General features: G+C 43.8%; 11 protein-coding genes and 1 pseudogene. 9 read left to right on the forward strand and 3 right to left on the reverse strand.

Annotated features, from left to right (window positions below; genetic code table 11):
• Positions 1-259: 259 nt before the first annotated feature.
• From MHB80_RS04855 to MHB80_RS04880, 6 genes and pseudogenes are all read left to right on the forward strand, one after another.
• Entirely contained in the window at positions 260-2,218 is a 1,959-nt protein-coding gene (locus tag MHB80_RS04855) for an AAA family ATPase (RefSeq protein WP_341281115.1), read from the forward strand.
• On the forward strand, positions 2,184-4,607 hold the full coding sequence (locus MHB80_RS04860; protein ID WP_341281116.1) for a restriction endonuclease-like protein: 2,424 nt from the start codon (positions 2,184-2,186) through the stop codon (positions 4,605-4,607). The genes MHB80_RS04855 and MHB80_RS04860 overlap by 35 nt, the downstream gene beginning before the upstream one ends.
• Positions 4,608-5,001: 394 nt before the next feature.
• The gene (locus MHB80_RS04865) at positions 5,002-6,870 is read left to right on the forward strand and encodes a DUF2075 domain-containing protein (protein ID WP_341281117.1); all 1,869 of its coding nucleotides are present in this window, start codon (positions 5,002-5,004) and stop codon (positions 6,868-6,870) included.
• Between the two features lie 159 nt (positions 6,871-7,029).
• Complete coding sequence (locus tag MHB80_RS04870; RefSeq protein WP_341281118.1) at positions 7,030-7,206, forward strand: hypothetical protein; 177 nt, start codon at positions 7,030-7,032, stop codon at positions 7,204-7,206.
• Positions 7,199-7,786 carry a zeta toxin family protein gene (locus MHB80_RS04875; protein ID WP_341281119.1) on the forward strand — a complete coding sequence of 196 codons (588 nt, stop codon included), beginning with the start codon at positions 7,199-7,201 and terminating at the stop codon, positions 7,784-7,786. Before MHB80_RS04870 ends, MHB80_RS04875 begins: the two co-directional genes overlap by 8 nt.
• Before the next feature lie 45 nt (positions 7,787-7,831).
• A pseudogene (locus tag MHB80_RS04880) lies at positions 7,832-8,416 on the forward strand (phospholipase D-like domain-containing protein); the annotation flags it as partial.
• An 18-nt stretch (positions 8,417-8,434) separates the two neighbouring features.
• Here MHB80_RS04880 and MHB80_RS04885 read toward each other — a convergent pair.
• Positions 8,435-9,838: a HAMP domain-containing sensor histidine kinase gene (locus MHB80_RS04885; RefSeq protein WP_341281120.1), complete on the reverse strand. Its 1,404-nt coding sequence runs from the start codon at positions 9,836-9,838 to the stop codon at positions 8,435-8,437.
• The gene (locus MHB80_RS04890; RefSeq protein ID WP_341281121.1) at positions 9,835-10,530 is read right to left on the reverse strand and encodes a response regulator transcription factor; all 696 of its coding nucleotides are present in this window, start codon (positions 10,528-10,530) and stop codon (positions 9,835-9,837) included. Before MHB80_RS04890 ends, MHB80_RS04885 begins: the two co-directional genes overlap by 4 nt.
• Before the next feature lie 186 nt (positions 10,531-10,716).
• On the opposite strand from MHB80_RS04890, the gene MHB80_RS04895 reads away from it, so the two are divergent.
• The gene (locus MHB80_RS04895; RefSeq protein ID WP_341281122.1) at positions 10,717-16,185 is read left to right on the forward strand and encodes a cadherin-like beta sandwich domain-containing protein; all 5,469 of its coding nucleotides are present in this window, start codon (positions 10,717-10,719) and stop codon (positions 16,183-16,185) included.
• Between the two features lie 202 nt (positions 16,186-16,387).
• Here MHB80_RS04895 and MHB80_RS04900 read toward each other — a convergent pair whose 3' ends face one another.
• Complete coding sequence (locus MHB80_RS04900) at positions 16,388-16,693, reverse strand: hypothetical protein (protein ID WP_341281123.1); 306 nt, start codon at positions 16,691-16,693, stop codon at positions 16,388-16,390.
• Positions 16,694-17,907: 1,214 nt separating this feature from the next.
• Here MHB80_RS04900 and MHB80_RS04905 point away from each other — a divergent pair.
• Together MHB80_RS04905 and MHB80_RS04910 are read left to right on the forward strand one after the other, a co-directional pair.
• Positions 17,908-18,174: a CD3324 family protein gene (locus MHB80_RS04905; protein WP_341281124.1), complete on the forward strand. Its 267-nt coding sequence runs from the start codon at positions 17,908-17,910 to the stop codon at positions 18,172-18,174.
• A 163-nt stretch (positions 18,175-18,337) separates the two neighbouring features.
• Entirely contained in the window at positions 18,338-19,357 is a 1,020-nt protein-coding gene (locus MHB80_RS04910; RefSeq protein ID WP_341281125.1) for a phosphotransferase, read from the forward strand.
• The last annotated feature ends 596 nt before the right edge of the window (positions 19,358-19,953 follow it).

The raw sequence follows: 19,953 nt of genomic DNA on the forward strand, positions 1-19,953 counted from the left end.
TAATGTTTGTTTTTTTGCATAGCTAAGATAAATATGGAAATTAAAATAATTATAAATGATTAGAGATATTTTAGTGGGAAATAAATCGTGAAGTAGAGAACTAAATGTTTTTGCTGAGTTGTGAAGGAATGTATCTTATTGTTTGGAGTTTCCAAACAATAAGAAGTGATTTGAGATTCCATGAATATCTCTGAATGTCTTAGTAATTATAATTAGAGTTGTAGAGTTTATAAAATTTGTTCAAGGTGGTAACCTGAAAATGAGTATAAATGCAATAATTGATTCAGAGTTGTTCGAAACTTACAGGGGAATTTCCCATGCTGTTAAGTCAATAAAAAAAACAGATAAAACAATGGACGAAAAGAAAAATCTGATGACAGAATTACGAAAAGAAAATGAAGCAGTTCTTAAATATTATAACGATGCAGCTGGAAGTTTTGCTCGCTCATTTTTAAATGAAAATCAATTAAAATCTGATCATATTATAGAAGCTCGAATTGGTAGTCCCACACCTTATGGTAATCAGCCTAAGGATTATCTTTGGTCGGGTATATCCATACATGAAGATAAATCTTTCAGCTTTCAATACTCATGGGTATTTCAAAAAGATCTACTTGAAGTAACCTTTTGTTTTGGTTCTGGTGGTTCCTCAAACGGAAGAATTAATGCTACTGTTAAAGAAAAGAAAGAAGCACAGATAAAATCAATCGAAAAACAATTTATCAACATTCTTTCAGTGGATGAATATAGGGCTATTATTTTACGACTGCTAGAAGAAGAAGGTTTTGTCATAACCAAAGAATGGCTTAATTCTGAAGAAAAACTACCACATATTGAAAGCTACGTATATTATATTCGGACAAAGACTAGTTCAAAAACGGGGATAACTAAGTTATTTAAACCAGATCAGCTCATGGAAAAAGGATTTGATTTGGAGTCTGAGCTGCATCGTTATTTTCATTTGTTTAGGCCCATTTGGGAACGATTGCACTTAGAGATTGAAGAAACAGACATAAATGATGATAATATTGAAAAGGAAGAACTTCATCAAAAACAAGAGGATAATCAAATTTCCGGAATGTTAAAAAGAATAAAACATTATATTGCTCATCAAGGATTTCAATATCCTTACAATTTAATTGAAAACTTCTATCTCTCTTTAAAGACAAAACCTTTCGTTATCTTGGCCGGTATTTCTGGCACTGGGAAAACAAAGCTAATCCAAAAATTTGCAGAAGCCCTTGGGGCAACAGAAGCGAATGCTCAGTTTACGCTTATTCCGGTTAGACCGGATTGGAATGACCCGTCCGATCTAATAGGTTACAAGGATCTGGGTGGAACATTCCGCCGAGGAAAATTAACTTACGTACTAGAATCGGCTTCTGAGCCGGAGAACTGGCAGAAACCCTACTTTGTTTGTTTAGATGAGATGAACCTAGCGAGAGTAGAACACTATTTTAGCGATTTACTCAGTATCTTAGAAACGCAACGTTGGCAAGATGGGCATATTGTGACCGATAAAATTGTTACTGAAGATCAAGTAGGTAGCAATTTTTGTATCCCTGAAAATGTTTTCTTCATAGGTACGGTGAACATGGATGAAACCACGCATCCTTTTAGCAAAAAGGTATTGGACCGAGCCAATACCATCGAATTCAATCATATCCAACTCGACAGTTTTTATGGATTAGAAGATATTGTAGGTATTACGGAAGAAGAATCAGAGGCTGTATATCCAGCGGCGAGTTTTTTGACCAGCGACTACTTACAGTTAAAGGACGCATACATAAACAATAAAGATATTGTCCAAAGAACTGTAGGTCAATTGGTAAGAATCAACACGATTCTTGAAAATATCCACGCGCACGTTGGTTTCCGTGTCAGGGATTCAATTTGTTTCTACTTGATATACAACGAACGGTTCTCTTTGATGACTACCGATGAGGCAATGGATATGCAGATCATGCAGAAGATTCTACCCCGAATTCAGGGCAACAACTCAGTAGTGAAAAAGGTAATCATCGAGCTCTTATTGCTCTGTATTACGGGTTCCACCGTTCAAAGCAAAGAATATTTGGATGGAGAAAGAGATGTTGAGCAGTTGTGGACTAAGCAAGTAACCGAAAATAATGCCAAATATCCTCAATCCAGTAGGAAGCTTATCTACATGCTACGGAGGCTTTATGATGACGGATACACTTCATTTTGGGTCTCTTAAAAAGAGCGTGATTCTCCTGCACATTGAAACGAATCTGTTTGATCTCTACTTAGAGGGGAAACCGTATCATCCAACGGTAGATATGCTCCAGCTACATCGGACAGAAGAGAGAGAGTGGGAGCAGGCGGATCTTCACATATCTATTCATTCCGACCAATTGAAGGTTCTATCTATTGCTGTCTTTAATCCCAATCGTGGAGAGCTAGAGCCTTGGCAGAACGAACAAGCTTGCTTTCCGATCTTTTACGAGACGCAAACCTACAATTTATTGGTTGAGAAGAAAGAGGATATAGACTTATCTTTTTACCATGAAAATTATTCGTTGCGCGAGGCGGTATTGCCGAAGGGAAAGCGGGTTCTGTCAGGGAACTTGAATTTTGGGAATGAGGTCGGATTTTCAGAGCTGGAATTACGGTCAAGCGCTTCATCTCTGTTGAGGATTAGGTTGGAGGTTTTCCCTGTGAAGATGGATTACAAGAGGGATTATCAGGTCATTCTTCAAGATGTTAATCACCAGATTCATAACCTGACCTTTGATTTCCTGCGCAAAACATATCAACTAACGGGCCTGAAAGAGACGAAGCAGCAAAGTTCAACAGAATATTTTACGATATTACGCTATCTTTTTGACCAACTTATAAAAGCTGTTCAACGTATAGAAGGATCCCCTCATACGCAAATGCATCAGAGTCAACGCATTGTCCCGGCCGATAGGGCAAAGAAAATCAATAACAAAACCTTACATTACTTGAGTAAATATCCGCAGCAACTGGTCAAAGATCCCGCTAACGGAATGATTCGAGTCAGAGGCGAAAAATTTGTTCCAAAGCATGTGTTGGATACTCGAAGAGTCGTTAATTATGATACGCAGGAAAATCGATTCGTTCGATGGGTGTTCCTCCGTATTGAGCGGAAGCTGAAAGACTTGTGGCAGTTACTAAAGGACCAGAAAAGACTAGAGGACCCTTTGTTGGCTCAGACGATGACCCGTATGCAGAAGGAAGTTCGAAGGGTGCTTCAGTTTGATTTTTTACAAGTGGGAACTATGAAGCAAATGTCCGTTTCCTTAGTGATGCAGATGGCCCCAGGTTATCGAGAAGTATACAAGTACTACCTCATGCTGCTCAAAGGCCTCATCATCCAGGATGACTTATTCCAGTTGTCTTTGAAGGATTTAGCCACTCTTTATGAATACTGGTGCTTCCTTAAGATACATCAGTTGCTAAGTAACAAGTATGTGTTGGTCAGGCAAGACATCATAAAGTTGGATTATAGTGGGATTTTTGTTAAGCTTAAGAAATCTGCCGCGTCGACGGTGACTTACCGCAACCCGAAAAACGGAGAAATTTTTAAGCTGTTTTACAATCAAGCGCTTCGGGGACCGACGCTTACGCAGAAACCGGATAACGTACTTACTCTTCGAAAAATGGAGACTTCTACGGAGTATAAGTACGTGTTTGATGCGAAATATCGATTGAATCCTGCGGAGCCGGGGACGCCTTATTATGCGAACTATGGCGGGCTTCCAGGGCCTGAAGAGGAGGATATCAACACGATGCATCGTTACCGGGACGCTATCGTACATGCGGAGAAAGATTCGGAGCAGTTCGAGCGGATGATGTTTGGGGCGTATGTATTGTTCCCTTACCCGGATGAAAAGATATATAAGGAGCATCGATTATACAAAAGCATAAGGGCGGTTAATGTCGGGGCATTTCCTTTTCTGCCGGGATCAACAAAATTGTTGGAAGAGTTTCTGGATGAGATTATTTTGGACAGTCCGGAGAATGCATATGAGCGAGCTGTTCGACCAAAAGGGTCGAAGGAGTATTACGATAACAAGTATAGCGGAAAAAATGTACTGGTCGGTTGCATGAGCCGCGAGGAACAGTTGGAAGTAGCGCTGAAGCATAATTTTTATCATACCCCGCTCGAGAATATTACGAATCATAAGATCCTTACACAATTGGAGTATGTGGCGCTTTATCAATCAAAGAAGTTTTTCGATAAGACTAATGAAATAGTAGGTGTGAGATACTACGGAAGAATAAGGGATTGGAAGATTATGAAACGCGGCGAAATCACAGTAATTCCCTCAAAGAATAATCCTCCGGATAAACTTTATATAGTATTCGAAATCGAGGACTGGGAGACAAGGAAAAAAAACATTCTCCCCGGTGGTCATGGGGTTCGAAGCATCGCTTTCACATCAAAGTATATATTCGACCGGGCATTGGAAATAGCCGAGTTGAAGTTGGAGAATGAAGAAGAGCTGCTTTTATGGCGTGAAGCGCGACGGAGAGGTCGTGTCAAAGTGAGGCTAGATCATGCACATATTGATGATGCAAAGAAGGTAATGAGTGTGAAATTAGAAGAGAATAATCAGTAGGTAGAAAGTTATTAATACCGTTCCTATTAATAACAAAAGATGCTTTGGATTAATTCAGTTATAGTGTCCTCAATATACAATTAAAATGTTCATTAAGGAGGATGGAAGGGTAATCATTGCTTCTCTCCTAAAAGAAGATTCCGCTGAAAGGATGTTAGGCTATTAACCGACATCCTTTCAGCTTTTTTCTTGATTGGACGGGAGAATACTCACATACCAATGTGACATTACAATAGATGTCTATCCTCTAAAACCTGTTGCATAAAGAGGAGTCTTGCCTCATTTTGTCGAATTATACCAGCATAAGAATTCGGAAAGAAGAATCTCTACATAAGATTTGTTTAGTTTTTGAATCAAGGCTACATGCTAGCATTCCAACACAAGAAGGTGCCTAATGATTATATACAGTAGCTCTGTTGCTGACTTTAAAGAGGCAGTGGATGACAATAAGATTACTAATAGGATCGAAGCTGCGTTTGTTGAAAAGCTAGGGAGGAAGCCTGCGATCTCGGAACGACGTTCTTGGAATAATTCGATGCAGTTCATGGAACGGATCATCCGGAATTCGAAGGTTGCTGATGACTGTGGCGTGTTGATTGAATACAATATTCCATCTACAAGTAAACGGATCGACTTCCTCATTGCCGGTCAGGACGATAAACAGAATCAAAACTTCATTATTGTGGAGCTCAAGCAATGGGAAGAAGCATGGTCGACGGAGAAAGAAGATATCGTCAAGACATCATTAAATGGCGGGGTGAGAGAAACTACGCATCCATCCTACCAAGCATGGTCTTATAGACAATATATCGTTGATATGAATGCAGCCGTACATAGTCAGGATGTTAACGCACATTCTGTTGCTTTCTTGCATAATTACCAAGAAAAAAATCCTGAACCTCTCAAGTCCAAACAGTATGAGAAAATGATTGCGGAGGCTCCTTTATTTTTGTCTCATGAGACGAAGAAGCTGCAAGAGTTTATTTTTAAATATGTTGGCAAAGGCAAAGGAATGGAGCTCCTTTACAATATTGAAAATGGGAAAATAACGCCTTCCAAAGCGTTGATTGACCACATAAGCGCTCTATTTGATGGTAATTCAGATTTTGTACTTCTCGATGAGCAGAAGGTTGCTTATGAGACCATCGTAACCCTTGCTAAGAAACAAGATAAAAAGAGGACGATTGTCATAAAAGGTGGGCCAGGTACGGGGAAATCCGTTATTTCTATGAACTCTCTTGGAGGCTTGCTGCGTAACAGCTTAAATGTAAAATTTGTCGCGCCTAATTCCTCTTTTCGAAATGTGATGGTGGAAATGTTGACGCAGCAAAGCTCCAGATCGAAGACGAGAACGAAGAGCTTGTTTCTAGGATCGGGCAGCTTTGTTGATACGGATGCTGATACGTTTGACGTTTTAATCGTAGATGAAGCACATCGTCTGAAAGGTAAAGGCGCCTATATGTATAAAGGTGTGAATCAAATTGAAGACATTATCAAAAGTACAAAAACTAGCGTGTTTTTCATCGACGATATGCAAAGGATTAGACCCGATGATATCGGTACGGTAGATGAAATCAAGAGAATGAGCAAGGAGTTAGGAGCAGAATACCATGAGTATTCTTTGCATGCTCAATTTCGATGTGCTGGAGCAGAAGGCTATTTAAACTGGGTTGATGACGTGCTAGACATCAGGAAGACGGGAAATTTTAACGGGTGGGATAAGGCGGTTTTCGATTTTCGCATTGTTGATTCACCGCATCGTTTGTATGAGCTTATTAAAGATAAACAAGCTAACGGTCATAAAGCACGTCTGTTAGCCGGTTATGCATGGAGCTGGACAGGCCCGAAACTAGGGAATACAAATGGACAGATTGAAGATGTTATTTTGGAGGAGCATGGCTTTAAAATGCCATGGAACGGCTACGCCATTCGTGAATCATGGGCCATCCATCCTGAAGGAATTGACCAAATAGGCTGCGTTCATACGACACAAGGGCTGGAGTTTGAGTATGTCGGTGTCATTATCGGTAATGATTTAAGATACGATGCTGAGACAGGCACTTTGTTTTCTGATTTCAAGGACTATAAAGATGTAACGGGGAAAAAGGGCTTGAAAAACGATCCGGCCAGACTCAATGCCCTTATCAAGAATATCTACAAAATCCTAATGTCCAGAGGAATGAAGGGCTGTTATATCTACTGCAGGGATCAAGCCCTTCAATCTTATATCCAGAATCGACTGGCAAAAACGACAAAAGATTAGGTACTCCTTCAATAAACATTTCTATGCTAATGAGTAGAGTTTACTTATTTGAAATGAGCGATTTCCAGTTCTCTTGGGCTTGGCTCTCTTAGTCAGAAATTTTTTTGTGTTATAATCTGTGTATAGGTTTTGAAGTCTAGGCTAAGGACGGTGAAACAAATGGATCAAATGAAAGATCTTCAAAAGCTTATTAAACTCACAGGTGATCGAGCCAAGCTGGATGCTAAGGCTAACGAAACATATATTGTTTATAAGACGAATGAAGGTGAAATGGTAAGGGAATACAATGACGGACTTATAATACCTGTTACTGGGCAGGGGGATCCTGATGCCTGATCAGACTCCAATCATGTATGTATTTGCTGGGAACAATGGGAGTGGGAAAAGCACGATTCGAAACCTTATTGTGGACAGAATCGGAATAAGTGTTAATATTGATCCCGATGCTTTGGCACGAGGTCTTGATTCGGTTAATCCTGAAAGTCGAAAGGTATCTGCTGGGAAGGAAGCGATAAAACTAGCCAAGGAATGTATCCGGAATAGTCGTGACTTTTCCGTGGAGACAACACTAGCAGGTGGGAATGTCATACGTCTCATGAATGCTGCCAAGGCCAATGGATTCAGGGTTACGATGTTTTATGTGGGTCTTGGAGATTATCATTTGAATCTTGAACGGGTTGCTGTTCGGGTGAAAAATGGTGGACATCATATTCCCTCAGACGATATTATAAGACGTCATCAAACCTCTATTCAAAACTTGCTCTCTAACCTGCACTTACTAGACCATTTAATTGTGATTGACAATAGTCTATCAGAAGGAAGGATAATTCTGGAAGTGGACGACGGTTCAATTACATTTTGTTCAGACGCTGTACCTTCTTGGATTGAGTGTATCATACAGAGGCTAGAATTATAGGAAGAACAGTCAAGTAACGAGGACTGTTCTTTTTTTTGTTCCATTATCAAATGGAGTGGACTCCGTTGTCTCATGGAGCAGCTTGAGCAATTTACCGCACGAGGCGGGCAACTGCGGGTGATCACGACTACCTATATGGAAGCGACAGATTTCAAAGCGGTTATGGAGCTAAGCAAGCTGCCTAATACGGAAATTAAAATCTCCTATGATAGCAGTCGTACAAGATTGCATGCCAAAGCTTATGTTTTCAAAAGGAATACGGGGTTTACGACCGCTTATGTCGGTTCATCCAATCTTTCCAATCCTGCGCTTACAAGTGGGCTAGAGTGGAATTTGAAGGTAACGGAGAAGGATTCCTACGACGTTCTGAAAAAAATCGAAGCGACCTTCGAGAGCTATTGGAATGATCGTGAGTTTGCCAGTTATTCTGCTGACGAACCGGAGCATGAAGAGCGTCTAAAGCAAGCACTTGGCAAACGGGATAAAAAGGATTGGAATCCAGAAACGATGTATTTTGCTTTTAATATTATGCCTTACGATTATCAGAAGGAAATCCTTGAGAAGCTAGAAGCAGAGAGAACGTTATACGGCAGGTCGAAAAATTTGCTCGTCGCCGCTACAGGTGTAGGCATCGCTTCTCTAACTCATCTAGTTCTTCGGCAGCTTAATTAGAAATGTAGTCTCCTCGTAGGGGATACTCGTCAGTTGAATATTGCCTTGATGCGCTTCGACTATACCCTTTACGATAGATAGTCCGATGCCAAGGCCTTCACCCTTTCTTCCCCGATCTACACGATAGAACCGATCAAAGATTCGCTCCTGTTCTGCTGGAGGAATTCCTGCACCTTTATCCTTCACTACAATACACACAGTTTGTTCTTCCTCAATCAGCTCGATGTGGAGAAAGTGTCCATCCTTCCCATAACGAATGGAATTATCTAGCAAGTTGCGGAGCATTCTTTCGATTAATGAAGCATCAATCCATGCAAAAACCTCCATTTCCGGTAAGGCTACCTCAAATAACAATTCCTGTTCATCTATAACAAAAAGGTAATCAGAAGCAATTTTTCGAATAAGCTCGGATAAGTTATAGGAGGAGAAATGGATTTCCAGCTTATCGGTTTCTTGTCGTGAAACGTCGAGTATTTGATCAAGAAGCTTGGCCATGTATCGGGAGCGTTGAAGAATGATTTTGGCGCTGGTTTGCAGATCCTTCTCATCTTTGTAATGGCCAGTTCGAATCAACTCAGCATAGCCAAGCATCATAGTTAAAGGTGTTCGCAAATCGTGGGATAAATTAGACAGTAAGAGCTTGCGATTATTCTCCAATTGTTCGATTTGATTGACTTGTGTTCGTATTCTTCGAGTCATGTCATTATAATGCCGAGTGAGATGGCCGATTTCATCCTTGGAGTTATCCTTCAGTTCCATTACATTCGTTTGGATATTAACTTGATTCAACGCCATATTTAACTTGCGGATACGTCGATTAATGGAGTGAAAATACCATGAAGATAGTATGTATGGTATTAAAAATGCGACCAATATAGGTAATGCAAAAATAAAATATACGGAGAAGGAACGAACGTAGAAATACATTTGGCCTGGCTTTAACGCATCAGCAGGCAATCCCATTAGTAAATAATAGGTTTCTCCATTCTGTTCTGATGCATAGGCCAGTGAAACCTGATTTCCGTCGGTTGATAGTGTATACCTCATGTCGAGAAATCGATCGAACAGTTCTTTAAATTGATAGTGGTTCATGATGCCGGAAGAGTCGTATATCGCTGTGCCATCAGAGGCGATCCATTCAAAACGGATTTTTGGATGCTCCTTGGAAAAAGGCGTTAAAGCTGATTCAATTCCATGCTTACTGAATACTTGCTGCTCCTGCGCGGATTCCAGTGCGAAATGTGCAATATTGTCTAGAATATGCAAGGAATATCCATCATTTGCGACATTCGCTATTGTTTTGATGAGAATGAGGAATACAACCAAGCTTATTACGTAACTCAAAATGACGAAAATCCACATTTTTGTACGAAGTTTCATAGTCCATCTCCCGAAAAACGATAACCTACACTTCGAATAGTATGAATATAGTGTGGAGAAGAGGGGAGAGGTTCTATCTTTTTGCGTAGCCGATTCATAAAAACGCTTAACGTGTTATCATCATAATTTTCGTGATTCCAGATTTGCTGATAGATTTCTCTTTTGGTTAGTACGCGATCAGGATTTCTCATAAACAATTGAAGGAGTTCGCACTCCATCTGGGTCAAGGTAAAGCTTTCTCCATGATTAATAAGGAGTAGATTGTCAACATCGAGCTTCAAATTATTCAGTTGAATCACAGCGGTATTGAGAGGAGCTTTGGGACGTAGTCGTCTGAGATTGGTTTGTAAACGGGCAATAAGCTCCAGTGGGCTAAAGGGTTTTGTAACGAAATCTACTGCGCCAAGACCGAGTGCGGTGATTTTGTCTTCTTCGTTTCTTCTGGCACTAAGCACGATGACTAGTAGCTCCAATTCATTCTCTCGTAGATAGTGTAAGACCTCGAATCCGTTTTGGTCATCCATCATCAGATCGAGAATCATCAAGCTAAAGGGAGTTCCCTTTAGTTGCGCTATTGCTTCATGTCCTGATTCAGCTTCGAAAGCTTCCATTCCAGCATGTTCGACGTGAATGCGGATGAGCTGACGGATTTCGGGTTCGTCGTCAACGATTAAAATTTTGTCTGAATTCATCAGGGGTAGGTCACTCTCCATAGTTATCACTTTTTATTAAAATATATCAGGTTGCCAGAAGAAAGTGTAGCACAGATATACATTTTAAATTTCGTTAAGAATTCGTTAAGAATTCAACTCCTTGTCATTGTTATACTTTTCTAAGTAAGCTCAATATTAATTAGGAATAGGTGAGTGGAAGAAACTATGATCAGACGATTTTTTTTCTTATTAACCTTATTATTCATTTTGGTAGGCATGATTCCAGCGTTGGCTTCGGCAGCTTCTTATGATCAGTGGAATATTCGGAGTCCGATACCCACGAGTCAAGATATGAATGGCGTTAGCTACGTGAACGGTATGTATATGTCAGTGGGGGACAACGGAACGATATTGACCTCTAGTGATGGAGTAAGCTGGACGAGCCGCACGTCGGGGACACTGTTAGATTTAAGTGACGTAAGCTTCGGCAACGGTAAGTATGTGGCAGTGGGGCAATTTGGTGAGATATTGATCTCGAGTGACGGAGTGAGCTGGACAAGCCAAACGCCGGGAAACTTGCTTTATCTTTATTCTGTCATCTATGCCAACGATAAGTTTGTGGCAGTGGGATACGAAGGAACGATATTGACCTCCAGTGACGGAGTGAGCTGGACAAGCCAAACGTCGGGCACCTTGGAGTCTTTAAATTCCGTCATCTATGCTAACAGTATGTTTATGGCAGTGGGAAGCGAAGGAACGATATTGACCTCCAGTGACGGAGTGAGCTGGACAAGCCAAACGTCGGGCACCATTTATGAGTTTACTGATGTTATCTATAGCAATGATAAGTATACTGCGGTGGGCTACAATGGGCAGATATTCACTTCCCCTGATGGAGTGACCTGGACGGAGCAAACGTCGGGGACTTATAATCGTTTATTGAGCGTTAGTTACGGAAACGGCAAGATTGTGGCTGTGGGGCAAGCTGGAACGATATTGACCTCCAGTGACGGAACAAGCTGGACAAGCAGTCCATCGGGCACCTCGAATTATCTTTATGATGTCAACTACGGTAATAATAAGTTAGTGGCGGTGGGCTACAATGGGAGGATATTGACTTCCACTGATGGAGTGACCTGGACGGGTCAAACGTCTGGGACTGGGAATTCTCTATATAGCGTCTCCTATGGTAGTGGTATGTTTATTGGGGTAGGGCTAGATGAAACGATAGTGAGCTCTATAGACGGAGCATTCTGGACGATCCGTAGGTCCGGCTTGTATACACTTAACGCTGTCACCTACGGTAACAGTAAGTTTGTAGCGGTGGGGAACTCTGGAAAAGTGTTGAACTCCATTGATGGAGTGAACTGGACGGATCACACAGCTGAAGCGGGTACTACGGATATATTAAGGGGCGTCAGCTATGGTACTGATAAATTTGTGGCGGTGGGGGATAGTGGAACGATAGTGAGTTCCAGTGATGGAGAGACCTGGACGGTCCGCACGTCAGGCACCACGAATCAACTACATGCTGTCACGTACACCGATGGCAAATTTGTAGCAGTGGGAGGCGAAGGAACGATTTTGATATCCAGTGATGGAGTGAACTGGACGGATCAAACATCCCCATTGCTTACAGATAATCTAACCAATGTCGTCGGCAACGACGCCAACATGTATGTGGCGGTGGGAACAGCAGGATCGATATTGACCTCCAGTGACGGGTTGACATGGACAAGCCGCACGTCGGGCATCGCGAATCATCTTCGAGCTGTGAATTACGACGATGGTAATTTTGTAGCGGTGGGGCACAGCGGACGTATATTGACCTCCAGCGACGGGGTAACCTGGACGAGTCGCTCGTCAGGAATCACGGACTCGCTTATAGGTGTCATCTCCGCTAACGGCACTTATGTAGCGGTGGGGGATAATGGAAGGATTATACAATACAGCGATGCTGACTTAAGCGGCTTGACGTTATCGAGCGGAACGCTGAGTCCGGCGTTTGCGTCTGGCACGACAAGCTACACGGCGAGCGTAGCGAATGGCGTGAGCAGTATCACGACAACGCCGACGGTATCGGACGACGGAGCGACGGTGACGGTGAACGGCATAGCCGTTGCGAGCGGAGCAGCATCGGGAGACATTAGCTTGAGCGTGGGAAGCAACACGATCACGACGGTGGTGACGGCAGAAGATGGCACAACGACGAAGACGTACACGGTGGCGGTGACACGACAGAGGGACAGCAATGCGGATTTGAGTGATTTGACTTTTTACCAAGAGAATGGTGTTATTCCTTATAACATTGATTTTGAACCTGGCAACATCAGCTATGCGTTAGGCAACTTATATGGTGTGACTAGTCTCCTGGTAAAGCCGGTATTGTCTGACATCTGGGCGACGGTGGAGGTGAACGGGACGGTAGTAACAAGTGGCAGCCAGTCCCCGGTAAATTTGAACTTGGGCAGTAATACGATCACAGTACTGGTGACAGCGCAGGACGGTACGACGAAGACGTACACGTTGACGGTGACGCGTTTGCTTGGCAATGACTCGGTTTTAAAACACAACGGTTTGACGTTATCAAGCGGCACACCTATGGAAGACCCAGCGAACTATACGAAATACTTTGCTGACGTGGCGAACAGCGTGAGCAACATCACGGTTACACCGACGGCGAGAGATAGCAAGGCAACGCTAACAGTAAATGGTACGGTGGTGGCAAGCGGCAGTGCATCGGGTGCGATTACCCTGAATGTTGGTATCAACACGATCACGATACTTGTGACAGCGGAGGACGGCACGTCGAAGAACACATACACATTGACGGTGACACGAGCGACGGCAGCGCTAAGCAGCAACGCTGACTTAGGCGGGTTGAGTCTGTCGAGTGGAACGCTGAGTCCGGTGTTTGCGTCTGGCGCGATAAGCTACACGGCGAGCGTGGCTAATGGCGTGAGCAGTATCACCGCAACACCGACGGTATCGGACGCCGGCGCGACGGTGAAGGTGAACGGCATAGCAGTTGCGAGCGGAGCAGCATCGGGAGACATTAGCTTGAGCGTGGGAAGCAACACGATCACGACGGTGGTAACGGCAGAGGATGGCACGACAACGAAGACGTACACAGTGACGGTGACACGAGCGGCGGCAGCGCTAAGCAGTAACGCTGACTTGAGCGGCTTGTCGTTATCGAGCGGAACGCTGAGCCCGGTGTTTGCGTCTGGAGCGATAAGCTACACGGCGAGCGTGGCTAATGGCGTGAGCAGCATCACGGCAACACCGACGGTATCGGACGCCGGCGCGACGGTGAAGGTGAACGGCACAACAGTTGCGAGCGGAGCAGCATCGAGAGACATTAACTTGAACGTGGGGAGCAACACGATCACGACGGTGGTAACGGCAGAGGATGGCACGACAACGAAGACGTACACAGTGGCAGTGACACGAGCGGCGGCAGCGCTAAGCAGCAACGCTGACTTAAGCGGCTTGTCGTTATCGAGCGGAACGCTGAGTCCGGTGTTTGCGTCTGGCGCGATAAGCTACACGGCGAGCGTGGCTAATGGCGTGAGCAGCATCACGGCAACACCGACGGTATCGGACGCCGGCGCGACGGTGAAGGTGAACGGCATAGCAGTTGCGAGCGGAGCAGCATCGGGAGACATTAGCTTGAGCGTGGGGAGCAACACGATCACGACGGTGGTGACGGCAGAGGATGGCACGACAACGAAGACGTACACCGTGACGGTGACACGAGCGGCGGCAGCGCTAAGCAGCAACGCTGACTTAAGCGGCTTGTCGTTATCGAGCGGAACGCTGAGTCCGGTGTTTGCGTCTGGCACGATAAGCTACACGGCGAGCGTGGCTAATGGCGTGAGTAGCATTGTGGTAACACCGACGGTGTCGGACAGCAATGCGACGGTGAAGGTGAACGGCATAGCAGTTGCGAGCGGAGCAGCATCGGGAGACATTAGCTTGAGCGTGGGAAGCAACACGATCACGACGGTGGTGACGGCAGAGGACGGCACGACAACGAAGACGTACACGGTGACGGTGACACGAGCGGCGGCAGCGCTAAGCAGTAACGCTGACTTGAGCGGCTTGTCGTTATCGAGCGGAACGCTGAGCCCGGTGTTTGCGTCTGGCGCGATAAGCTACACGGCGAGCGTGGCTAATGGCGTGAGCAGCATCACGGCAACACCGACGGTATCGGACGCCGGCGCGACGGTGACGGTGAACGGCATAGCAGTTGCGAGCGGAGCAACGTCTGGAACGATTAACTTGAACGTTGGGAGCAACACGATCACGACGGTGGTGACGGCAGAGGACGGCACGACAACGAAGACGTACACGGTGACGGTGACACGAGCGGCGGCAGCGCTAAGCAGTAACGCTGACTTGAGCGGCTTGTCGTTATCGAGCGGAACGCTGAGCCCGGTTTTTGCGTCTGGCACGACAAGCTACACGGCGAGCGTGGCTAATGGCGTGAGCAGTATCACCGCAACACCGACAGTGTCGGACGGTAACGCGACGGTGAAGGTGAACGGCATAGCAGTTGCGAGCGGAGCAACGTCTGGAACGATTAACTTGAACGTTGGGAGCAACACGATCACGACGGTGGTGACGGCAGAGGACGGCACAACGACGAAGACGTACACGGTGACGGTGACACGAGCGGCGGCAGTTGCACCGACATCACCAGCACTGGATCCAACACCACCAACTGATAACAAAGTAATCTCAGAGAACGGTGAATTATTGCTTCCTGCGGGTAAGGCGGGCGAAGTTAGTTTGGGGGAATCGATTAAAATCGATATACCGGCAAATGCAACAGACAAAGAATTGAAATTAACGATTGAACAATTGCTGGACACTCAACACCTTCTAACGAAAAAAGAGTTACTAGCCAGCCCGGTCTATGAGATATTGAAAAATTTCTCGGAGAACTTCAGCAAACCGGTAACGCTAATCTTTAATTTTAAGCCATCAATTCTTAAGAACGACCAAAGAGCTGCAATATTTTTCTATGACGAAGTGAAGAAGGAATGGGTGGAAGTCGGGGGCGTGGTTAACGGCAATCAAATTTCCGTAGAGGTAAATCACTTTACAAAATATGCGGTGTTGGCTGTAAGCAAATCCTACGAAGTAAAGCTTAACTTTAGCGATACTACGGGACATTGGGCAGAGAGTATGATCCAGCAAGCAGTGAGTGAAGGAATCGTCAATGGGTATCGTGACGGAACGTTTAAGCCGAATCAGACGGTGACGCGCGCGGAATTTGTTGTTATGTTAATGAATGCACTGGGGGCGCAAGGAGAAGGAACGACATTGACGTTCACAGACACGTCGAAGATCGGAGCTTGGGCGCAGACAGCGGTGGCGCGAGCGGTGCAAGCAGGCCTAATAACAGGCTATGCGGACGGTTCATTCCACCCCGATTCCGAGATTACACGCGCCGAGGTGGCGGTAATGATCGGTAGGGTACTCCGACTTGCAGTCGAATCTGATGCCGCAACCGGCTTTGCAGACGACAACGACATCTCGTCATGGGCGAAAGGCACAGTAGCAGCAATGAAGAAGCTTGGCATTATAGAAGGCACAGGAGCAAATAAATTCAATTCCGATGCAAAAGCGACCAGAGCGGAAGCAGTAATCATTTTATTGAGAATGTTGGAGCAACAGAGTAAGTAGGTTAACAAACGGAGGGTTACCCTGAAGCCAGCGGAACTAATGGCTTCAAGGTAACTCTTTCTTTTTTTATAGGGTAGATAAATGTCGGGTCAATGACCCCCACTTAACTATCATTTGAAGTGGGAGCTTGCAACTACCCGATCGTACGAACGTCATGGCGACTCCGATCTTTTCGCGTTCCTAAGAGCGTGGTGTTACATCCTCAGGCAAGCTTGCGCTTACCGATGGGCAGACTGACAGCTACCCTGCAAGCCCAGTCATGCTGAGCCTGCATCTGGAAGAAGGTACTCTGTTCCTTTCTGACAAAGATACATCGCGCCGATCCGGTCATCATTGCTTGCATAGCCGCAGGCTTGGCAACGGAATCTATGCTTGCGCCTGTCTCGATTTCTTTTCGCGGTTTGACGGCAATCGTCAACGCTTTCGCCAACTGCGACTTGTACGTCACCATCTCCCGAAGCTGGCGGAATGCCCATGATACCGTCACATAACGTTGTGCTTGCTTCACCTTTTTCCGTGGCTTCCCGAATCACTGTCAAATCCTCCAGTACAAACAGCGTGTTCGCGCCATACCGTGTCACGAGTGCCCTGCTGACCTGATGGTTGGCATCGGTCATCCATCGGTTTTCTCGCTCCCCGATTTGCTTCAACCTGCGACGGACGATGGGGTTTGTTTGCGTTGCAGCTCCGAGCGCAGCCTCTAGTAGTTCGCTCATTTTTGTTTGAGCGCTCTTCCTCGAAAGAAGACGGTGTTGCCATCCGTGTCATACGCCGTCGCGACAAAGTTGATGCCCAGATCAACACCTACGACACGTTCGATCTCCGTCCGCTTATGAACGGCTACGTCTTTCGACACGGGGATATGCAGAAACCATTTCCGCTTCTGTAGTAGGCAAGAAAAGCCTACACTCAGCTCTATGCGTGAAGTTGAAAGTACTTCGACGCTTTACTATTACAAGGGGGCTAATTGATGCCAACAAAACGATTTAATTCAAAAGTGCTTGGAATGATTCAGAAAACATCAATTCACTTTCAAATAGCTGCTATAAACCTGATGTGAATTTGATGTGAAAAGTGCTGTTAATGCTTAATAATCCTTGGCAAGAAAGCATAAATTCTTTGCAAATGCCCACAAATACTGCGATTCTTGACACTATAACAGAAGCGATAAAAACAGGGACGTTACCCGTGGACGACACATGTGGAGTGCGTGGTAAGGATATATCGGGATGATAAGCATTGATGAACGAGGGAGAAAGAAGAACAGTAATATGCTCCCGCATTCAAAAAAATGTCGTGAGGTTGTGTGTGGGAACATTATATTCTTTTCATGCACATGGCATGTGGAGTGCTTAATATTGATGGTTCTGAAATCATAAATGAAATGTGACAGCATTGCTCAAATGTATTATTTAATTTTGTTGACTTAACTCAGGTGAGGTAATATGTTATTACTGAGACGATATCCCACTTCCCGTGAACATTCTTATTGTATAGTAACAGGGATTGTAAGCACTACTATGGTTTCGTAGTTAGTTGAAGTAGGAGGGGCACTATGGCAAGGTTTGAGATATGCTCTATGCAAAGTCTATTCTATGAACAACGGCGGTTGTTTGTATGGAGCTAATAAGATAAGTAACCGCTTAAATCTGCACAGTGATAATTGTTATAGCGTAGACTTTGCTACCTTTAAAATTTTACTATTTTAAGGAGCGAGCTATCATGAAGTATGTAAATGCTGACACCATCTTTCCAAAAGAATTACTAAAAGAAATACAGAAGTATGTAAATGGTGGGATGGTGTATGTCCCTAGAGCTGAAGGATTACGTAAAAAATGGGGCGAAAATTCTGGTAGCAGAAAATATTTGATTCTTAGAAACGATGAGATCTGCCAAAAATTTTCGAACGGTGTAACTATTGATCAACTTTCAGATCGATTTGGTCTTTCTAGTGATAGTATTAAAAAGATCGTTTATTCAAATAAATAGTTCAAAAAAAGTCACGTTGGATTAAATTCTAATGTGACTTTTTTTGTGTAAAAAATAATTTTTACTTGTTCTTTATATATTTTCATGGCATTGCTATTGTTACAATAACATTTATAACAGTTATTTGGTTATTGCTTCATACAAAATTGCAGGGGGACAACATATGTATGATTTTTTTAGATTTGATACAGATGAAGAACGGCGGTCGTTACTAGTCAGAGCAAGGAAAGTTGCTTTATTAGCCATTCAACAGTATGACCTGGAATGGGAGCAAATTCAGTTTATACAACTATCAGATACAATCACATATAAAATTGAGACAAGTTCAAAAAAAAGTTATTTGCTTCGTATTCATTCGGATCGATTGAGCAAGAAGGAGATCCATTCAGAACTTATTTTGCTTCAAGCGTTGAACGAATTGGATGATCTAACAGTACCAGAAGGTCTGGCAAGTTGCGATGGATCTTATGTATTGGAAATAGATACAGAAAAGGGATATAAACGCCCCTATGTCACGATGATGCGGTGGATAGAGGGAGAACATGCAAGTGGAGATTTTACGGACAGCTGTGCTAATAAGATGGGCATATTGATGGGGAAACTGCATGAGGCAGCTGCGAGCTTCGTCCCACCTCCTGATTTTGTGAGACCCATATGGGGAGCAGACAGTTTTAATCGTGATATGGCTAAGTTGGAACGGTATTATACACGTTTTTTATCAGAAAAAGCATGGAAATCGTATCAGGCTGCGGCTGAGAAGGTTGTATCCGAACTTACCGTAATGCATCGAAATGATCAAAAGTATGGACTCATTCATGCAGATCTACATACCGGCAATATTGTTTTTAAAGATGATCAACCCTACCCGATTGATTTCGGAAGATGTGGTTATGGGTATTATCTTTATGATATGGCAGGTACCTTATTGGAGCTTTGGCCGAAGCATCGTTGGATGTTTATCCAAGGCTACAAGAGTGTAAGAACGCTGGAAGCGGACTATGTTCGGTATCTGGAATGTTTCTTCATTATGTTCATGATCGAGAACTACTGCCATCATTCCTCTGATCCAAGAGAAACAGCTAGTTTGATCGAGGAACAACAATACGCCCAAGCATACATAAGAGAATATTTAAATGATAATCAATTTCTATTCGAAGTGATAGAACCTATGAAAATGAATTAACTTCGTGGACTCTTTCAACGATTGATCAAGCGACACGAGCGGATTGAAATTGCGATGGACTTTAATATCATCACTACTAGAATATCGAAAATCTGTTGTTTATGGTAACATAAGATGCTCATAGATATTCGACAATATTACACACTCCTCACATGTGGAGTGCGTGGTAAGGCTATATCGCGATCATAAGCATTGATGGACTTGGGGAAAAGAGGAACAGTAATATTTTCCCGCATTCAAAAAAATATCGTGAGGTTGAGTGTGGGAACATTATATTGTTTTCATGCACATGGCATGTGGAGTGCGTGATAAGGCTATATTGGGGAGATTAATGAAATAGGATATTTGTGGTTAGCATTGAGCTTTACAGGTAATATAGACAAGTACAAGTAGGACTGCATACAAAAATATTGAAAGATCACGTTCATGAAACGGAGTTCAAACATGCTGCTGAGAAGAGCTTAGTATTACATCTAGCTTAGGTTTCATATTTTCCATCAATCATAAAGACTATATTCTGAATTGTATTCTTTCATTATAAAATGTTCGGATGGGCTTCCGATATTGTTTGGAAAAGTCAAATAAAGGCCGTTTTA

Origin of the sequence: Paenibacillus sp. FSL H8-0537 (assembly GCF_038051995.1) — a bacterium.
Lineage (GTDB): Bacteria > Bacillota > Bacilli > Paenibacillales > Paenibacillaceae > Pristimantibacillus.